Annotated in this window: 5 protein-coding genes; 1 reads left to right on the plus strand and 4 read right to left on the minus strand. The window is 40.3% G+C overall.

Annotation, left to right across the window (positions count from 1 at the left end):
* Positions 1–39: 39 nt before the first annotated feature.
* The 3 genes from RV00_RS14765 to RV00_RS14775 form a co-directional block, all read right to left on the minus strand.
* A complete protein-coding gene (locus tag RV00_RS14765; protein WP_071863325.1) occupies positions 40–2,406 on the minus strand; it encodes a phosphoketolase family protein in 2,367 nt (788 codons plus the stop codon).
* 419 nt (positions 2,407–2,825) lie between these two features.
* Positions 2,826–3,488 carry a C39 family peptidase gene (locus tag RV00_RS14770; protein ID WP_071863326.1) on the minus strand — a complete coding sequence of 221 codons (663 nt, stop codon included), beginning with the start codon at positions 3,486–3,488 and terminating at the stop codon, positions 2,826–2,828.
* A gap of 68 nt (positions 3,489–3,556) precedes the next feature.
* Positions 3,557–5,476 carry an ABC-F family ATP-binding cassette domain-containing protein gene (locus RV00_RS14775; RefSeq protein WP_071863327.1) on the minus strand — a complete coding sequence of 640 codons (1,920 nt, stop codon included), beginning with the start codon at positions 5,474–5,476 and terminating at the stop codon, positions 3,557–3,559.
* Between the two features lie 202 nt (positions 5,477–5,678).
* On the opposite strand from RV00_RS14775, the gene RV00_RS14780 reads away from it, so the two are divergent.
* Positions 5,679–6,317, plus strand: coding sequence for a redox-sensing transcriptional repressor Rex (locus RV00_RS14780; protein ID WP_071863328.1), 639 nt, complete (start codon positions 5,679–5,681; stop codon positions 6,315–6,317).
* A gap of 223 nt (positions 6,318–6,540) precedes the next feature.
* Here the strand turns inward: RV00_RS14780 and RV00_RS14785 are convergent, their stop codons facing one another.
* The gene (locus tag RV00_RS14785) at positions 6,541–6,879 is read right to left on the minus strand and encodes a thioredoxin family protein (RefSeq protein WP_071863329.1); all 339 of its coding nucleotides are present in this window, start codon (positions 6,877–6,879) and stop codon (positions 6,541–6,543) included.
* Positions 6,880–7,041 lie beyond the last annotated feature (162 nt).

Consider the following 7,041-nt stretch of genomic DNA (forward strand, 5'->3'; position numbering starts at 1 on the left):
CTAGAGCAAATTTTGCTCTAGGGACTTTCTTGTATTGTTTTATTTATTTAGTGGTGCCCATTGCCAATCATCGACTAAAGGAAGATCCTTTCCTTCTGAACGAATGAAATCGTGATGAGTTTGTAAGGTTTCGTCCATTTTTTCTGCGAATTCTGCGGCTTTTTCGCCAAAGACAGCGTTGGCAGCATCTTGTGCTAAATGGAAACGATCCAACTCACTAAAGACACGCATATCAAATGGTGTAGTAATGTCACCATTTTCGCGATAGCCATGAATTTTAAGGTTATGATTATGACGATCAAAGAAGATATCACGAATCATATTTTCATAGCCATGGAAGGCAAAGACGACTGGTTTATCGGTCGTAAACAATTCGTCGAATTCTTCATCGCTTAATCCGCGAGGATCAATGTTTGGATGACGAAGTTTCAAGATATCGACAACATTAATGAAACGGATTTTTAGCTCAGGAAATTCTTTGTTTAGGATGCTTACAGCGGCTAATGCTTCCAAATTAGGTTCTGTTCCCGCTGCTGCAATGACTAAATCAGGTTCACTATCACCATCGGTGCTGGCCCAATCGATGACTTTCAAGCCTTTATCGACTAATTCTTCAGCTTCTTCAACCGAATAGAACTGTGGACGTGGATGCTTACTTGAAACAATCAAATTGATGACTTGTTCATCTTGCATTGCTTTATCCATGACGGCCATTAAGCTGTTAGCATCTGCTGGCAAATATTCACGAATAAATTCTGGTTTTTTCTCAGCTAAGTGAGTCAATACACCAGGATCTTGGTGGGTATAACCATTATGATCTTGTTGGAAGACGGTCGATGTTGAGATCAAATTCAATGAAGGATAGTGCTTGCGCCATGAATGAGCGCTAGCTTTACGCATCCATTTGAAATGTTGAGTCAACATTGAATCCACTACACGCAAGAATGATTCGTAGCTGGCAAAGAAACCATGACGTCCTGTTAAGACATAGCCTTCTAAGAAGCCTTCTGCTTGATGTTCGGACAATTGTCCATCAATCACGCGGCCGACAGAAGATTGCCATTCATCCGTACTGTTTTTGGGCTCCATCCATTGACGATCTGTTACTTCGAAGACCTTGTTCAAACGGTTTGATTTGGTTTCATCTGGTCCAAAAATCCGGAAGTTGTTTGGATTGTTTTTAATCATATCGCGGGCTTGTCCGCCAAAGACGATCATGTCTTGAGCAACGACAGCTCCAGGCTTAGAAGTATCGATCGCTAAAGCTTTCCAATCCGGCATATTCATAGGTTTTGGATCAATTCCGCCGTTGGTAATAGGATTCGTTGACATCCGATGTTCGCCTTTTGGAGAAAGTTCTTTGACTTCATCGACAACTCTGCCGTTTTCGTCAAATAATTCTTCTGGACGATAAGATTTCAACCAGGCTACTAATTTATCCGCATGTTCCATATGTTCGGAATCAACAGGAATTGGAACTTGATGGGCACGGAAAGTTCCGGCAATTTGTTCGTCATCCCATGTTTCAGGACCAGTCCAGCCTTTTGGTGTGCGGTAAAGAATCACTGGCCAATGAGGCATCTCTGCATCTTCAGCTTTGCCTTTACGTGCTTCGGCTTGAATTGCTTTGATTTCTTCGATGACTGTGTCTAACGTTTTTGCCATTAATGGATGAACTTTTTCAGGATCATTGCCTTCAACAAAGTAAGGTTTCCAGCCCATTCCTTCAAAATATTTGGTCAAATCTTCATCGCTTTTACGTGAAAGGATTGTTGGATTTGAAATTTTTCCGCCATTTAAATAAAGAATCGGTAAGACAGCCCCATCGTTTACAGGGTTAATGAACGTATTTGAAAACCAACCAGCTGCTAAAGGTCCCGTTTCTGATTCACCATCACCAACGACCGTTGCAGCGATTACGTCTGGATTATCTAAGATTGCGCCGGTAGCGTGAGAAAGGGAATAGCCTAATTCGCCACCTTCGTGGATTGAACCAGGTGTTTCAGGAGCTGCATGTGAAGCAATCCCGCCAGGAAATGAGAACATTTTGAATAGACGTTTCAAGCCTGCTTCATCTTCAGTTACTTCAGGATAAATTTCAGTGTAGCTTCCATCGATATAGGAGTTTGAAACCATGACTTGTCCGCCATGACCTGGACCTTCGATGTAAAACATATTTAAGTCATATTTATTAATCACCCGATTCAAATGAGCATAAAGGAAATTTTGACCAGCAATGGTTCCCCAGTGACCGATTGGATGAGTTTTCAAATCTTCTTTTTGCAACGGACGACGTAGTAATGGGTTATCCTTCAAATACATTTGTGCAACAGAAATATAGTTGGCTGTCCGCCACCACGCATCGATCTTGTCTAAATATTCTTGTGAGTCTATGTTGATTGACATAAAAATCCTCCTCTTTAAGTAAAAAATACTTTAAAGTTTACACACACAATATACCCGTTAAATCAAAATATGTAAACCTTTTTGTAGTACTTTTTACATTAATTAGCTAAGGTTATTTTTAAGATAACATATATAATTTAGTGAATTGCTGATACAATCAATTGGGATTCTAACTTAATAACAATAATGAATAGTAAATAAATAATTTATTTTTTTATTAAACGCTTTAAGGGATTTACTCTTAAAGCTAAAAAAAAATTAGCTTCATACTTTCGCCATAAATTATTCTATCTTTAGCTAAAAAAGCTCACTGCTTTTTCAAATCTATCCTTTATGATGAAATTACCCTAAAAAATATCTTTTTCCTCTGTAAAAGCAGGAACCCCCAACAAAATAGAGCGGACGCATTTGCGTCCGCTCTATTTTGTGTATGCCCAAGCATTTGCCAGTTGAGGCATCAAGTGATCTAATGAATATTTTTGTCGATAATGTTCCTTTGTTTGATTGTCATTAGGATCATAAATGATGAGCTGGTCGCTCTGAATATCTTTTTTGATGACCATAATGTGACCGACATCAGTAAATTCGCCGGGATTAACGGAAATTACAATCGGTTGGTTTTGATTTAGATGCTGTTGAATTGTCGTCTGATTTTTTCCGAGGTCAGTTATCGTTAGCCCATAATTCTGGGCAAAAGCAGGAAAGATCGACCAGGCTGTTCCTTGTCCAGTTTGATAATAGCGATCACCGCTCCATTGTAAAACTTCGGTTGGATAAACGGTTCGATGTTCCCAATAAGATAAGATCATAGCTAAAGAGGTAATGGCACAGCCATTCGTCGCCAAATTATTTTGATCCGAGCCGCTGCCGTAGGCGGTTTCCTTCCAGCGAGGGTCGGTTTGGAGCAACAGTGGGAAATCCTGTCCGTGTCCTTGCAAGTACTGATTGGCTGTTTCAGAGAAATCTTGCTGGCTGTCAGCACTACTATTTATATTTAAAAAGCGCGTGGCAAAAATGCCTAAGCTTGCCATGACTAAAATAGATCCTAGAAAAATTGAAAACGGACGTCTTCGCCGTGTCATAAAAAAACACCTCCACTCCTTTATTAAAGCGAAAAAGGAGGGTGGTGTCATCGGTCGAAAGTTGTAGGTTATGCGAATTCTTCTAATTCTATGCTAAGCTCTTCCCAACTGGCTAATTGTTCTTCCTGCTCAGCTTTTTTCGCTTCAAGCTCATTAGTCAATTCCAATAGTTGAACATGATCATTCAAGATATCCGGCTGGCTCATCTGTGTTTCCAACTGATCAATCTTTTCATCCAGGTTGGATAAATTTTCTTCAATAGCTTCGATCTTACGTTTTAAACTACGAATCAATTTTTGCTGCTCTTTGTCTTGGTAGAATTTTTTCTTTGGCGCAGCTACTGGCGTTTCCTCTTTTGCTAAAAGTTCCGCTAATTCTTCTTCTTCACGTTTCTTCTCCAAATAATAATCATAATCACCTAGATACAGTTTGCTGCCTTCTGGTGAAAGCTCGATGACTTTATTGGCGATCCGGTTGATAAAGTAGCGGTCATGAGAAACGAATAGTAGCGTTCCTTGATAATCAATCAAGGCGTTTTCCAAAACTTCTTTATTGTCGATATCTAAATGGTTTGTTGGTTCATCAAGAATCAAAAAGTTTTCTTTGTTCATCGAAAGCTTGGCTAATGCCACGCGGGCTTTTTCACCACCGCTTAATAAAGGAATCGTCTTTTCCACGTCCTCACCGCTGAAAAGAAAGCCGCCTAAGACAGAGCGAATGTCTTTTTCCGGTGTGGTTGGGTGCTCGTCCCAAAGCTCAGCTAAAATCGTTTTATTGCCGTGCAGATCAGCTTGGCCTTGATCGTAATAGCCGATGGACACATTGGTCCCAAAGTGAGCCTCGCCTTTAATGAAGGGAAGCTGTCCAATCAACGATTTCAACAAGGTCGATTTGCCGATCCCATTTGGACCAACTAGCGCAATGGCATCTTCACGGCGCACATCCAGATCAATTGGTTCGGCTAACGTTTCGGCGTAGCCAATCGCCGCTTCTTCCACTTGTAAAACGACATTGCCGGAAACTTTATCGATGTCAAACATAAAAGTGGCCGATTTTTCCTTGCCATCAGGCCGATCCAGCCGATCCATTTTTTCCAACGTCTTTCGCCGGCTTTGAGCCCGCTTGGTCGTGGAAGCCCGAACAAGATTACGAGCAACGAAATCTTCAAGTTTGTCGATCTCGGTTTGCTGTTTCTCATAGGCTTTCCAGTCACTCGCCAGTTGCGCGGCCTTTAAATCAAGATAGCGGGAGTAATTGCCTGTGTAATGGCGAATTTTATGGCGAGAAATTTCATAGATTTCATTTACGACCCGATCCAAGAAGTATCGGTCATGAGAGACGATCAAGAGAGCACCGGGATAGCCTTGTAGATAATCCTCTAGCCAAGCCAGCGTTTCAATGTCTAAATGGTTCGTTGGTTCATCGAGAATCAAGATGTCAGGTCGTACTAAGAGCATCCGGGCCAAAGCCAAACGGGTCTTTTGTCCACCGGATAAGGTGCTGATCTCTTTTTCGTAAAAGCTTTCGTCGAATTTAAAGCCGTGAAGGACGCTGCGTATTTCATTTTCATAGCCATAGCCATTTTGGTCGTTAAAATCATGTTGTAATTGATCGTATTCTTTTAATAAAGAAGCGTAGCGGCTATCACTTTCCGAAGTCTCGCCAATTGCGACTTCGACTTCACGCATCCGTGTTTCCATTTTACGAACGGCTTCAAACGCCTTCAGCATTTCATTCCAAATTGTTTCATTAGAATCCAATCCGGTATCTTGGGCCAAGTAGCCTAAGGTTGCTTGCTTATTTTTTATGATTTGACCAGCGTCAGGAGCTTCAATGCCTGCGATAATCTTCAATAAAGTCGACTTTCCGGCACCGTTGCGACCGACTAAGCCGATGCGACCTTTACTGGCGATTTCTAGATGAATATTTTCAAATAATGTATCCGCCCCAAAATAACGGGCGATTTGATTTGCTTGTAATAAAATCATTTATTTTCTTCCTTAAATTTATTTTCCGAATGGCTTCAGTCTACCATATTTTTAAAAGTGACGCGATTGGAAGCGGTCATTTCTACTATATCGTGATTTTTTCACAAAATTTTGAGCAAGAGCGTTGCAATTTACCTAACATTCTTGCTATTATAGTTCAGTAATCAACATTTATGAAATTTTTTGTTAAAGGAGAGTTATTGTGAAAGAACATTCAATCCCAAAAGCGACTGTAAAACGACTACCGTTGTACTATCGGTATTTACGTATATTGAATAACGCTGGCAAAACGAAAGTGTCATCAACAGAACTAAGTGAGGCGATCCAAGTCGACAGCGCAACGATCCGTCGCGACTTTTCTTATTTCGGTGAACTTGGAAAACGTGGATATGGCTACGACGTAGAAGACTTGATGCATTTCTTCGGAAAAATCTTAAACGACGATCAATTGACTAACGTGGCTTTAGTTGGTGTCGGTAATTTAGGTAGCGCCTTGCTGAAATTTAAATTCCATCAAAGCAATAGTATTCGTGTCAGCTGCGCCTTTGATGTCAAAGAAGATATCGTCGGCCGTATCGTGGATGGTATTCCCGTATACCCGTTAGACAATATGGTAGAACAAATCAAATTACAACAAATTGAGATCGCCATCTTGACGTTGCCAGCGCAACAAGCCCAACAAGTGGTAGATCAATTAGTAGCTGCCGGTATCAAGGGTATCTTAAACTTTACTGCGGCTCGTTTGACAGCGCCAGATAATATCATTATCCAAAGCGTCGATCTAACCAACGAATTGCAGACCTTGATTTACTTCTTGCATCATAATACAGACAATAAATAAAAGACTGAGCCTCGGCTCAGTCTTTTTTTGACTATGAAGAAAGTATAAAATTTTCATATGAATAAATCGCTTTACAATAGGCATATTCATGTCCGGCTTCACAAACTAGCTTTATCGACAATAAGTAAAACGATTTCGAAATTTGAGAAACAATTTAGAAATCGTTTGGTCTTATTGCTCAAAAGCTGAGCGAGTTCGCGAAAGCCTTTCTTATATTAACGCGTTAATTAAATAAAGTTTGATAATCGGTTTCTTCTGATTGTTTCGGTAGCTGCTGCACTAATTTTTCTAATGTATGAAAGTCAATGAAGCGCGCTTGTCGAGCGATTTCTTTGCCTTCGTGATAAACTAGCACGGCTGGAACAGTCAAGACTTTAAAAAAACCGGCCAATTCAGGTTCTTGCATAATATCTAAATGATAAAAAGGTATCTCAAATTCCTCTGCCAGTTTGCGGGCTTTCGGTTCATCTACATGACAAACGCTACAATTTTCAGAAGAGATGAAGGCGATTGTGTTGGTCTGATCTTTAAGTGCCGCTTGAAAAGCTGCTAAAGTTTCCATTGTTAAGGCTCCTTTTTAAACCGTCACGAAAGAACGATTCTACTTATTTGTAAGATAGTCAGTATTGGTTAAATTGTCAATTTTATTGTTTGGGAGAAATGGTTGTTAGATTTAATAAAAAGCGTTATACTCTCTATTGTACATGCGGGTGTAGTTTAGTGG

Origin of the sequence: Enterococcus devriesei (assembly GCF_001885905.1) — a bacterium.
In the GTDB taxonomy this organism is placed as follows: Bacteria; Bacillota; Bacilli; order Lactobacillales; family Enterococcaceae; genus Enterococcus_A; species Enterococcus_A devriesei.

Coding starts and splice junctions, on each gene's coding strand:
- RV00_RS14765 (WP_071863325.1), bottom strand. CDS start 2,406: ATGTCAATCAACATAGACTCACAAGAATATTTAGACAAGATCGATGCG.
- RV00_RS14775 (WP_071863327.1), bottom strand. CDS start 5,476: ATGATTTTATTACAAGCAAATCAAATCGCCCGTTATTTTGGGGCGGAT.
- RV00_RS14785 (WP_071863329.1), bottom strand. CDS start 6,879: ATGGAAACTTTAGCAGCTTTTCAAGCGGCACTTAAAGATCAGACCAAC.
- RV00_RS14770 (WP_071863326.1), bottom strand. CDS start 3,488: ATGACACGGCGAAGACGTCCGTTTTCAATTTTTCTAGGATCTATTTTA.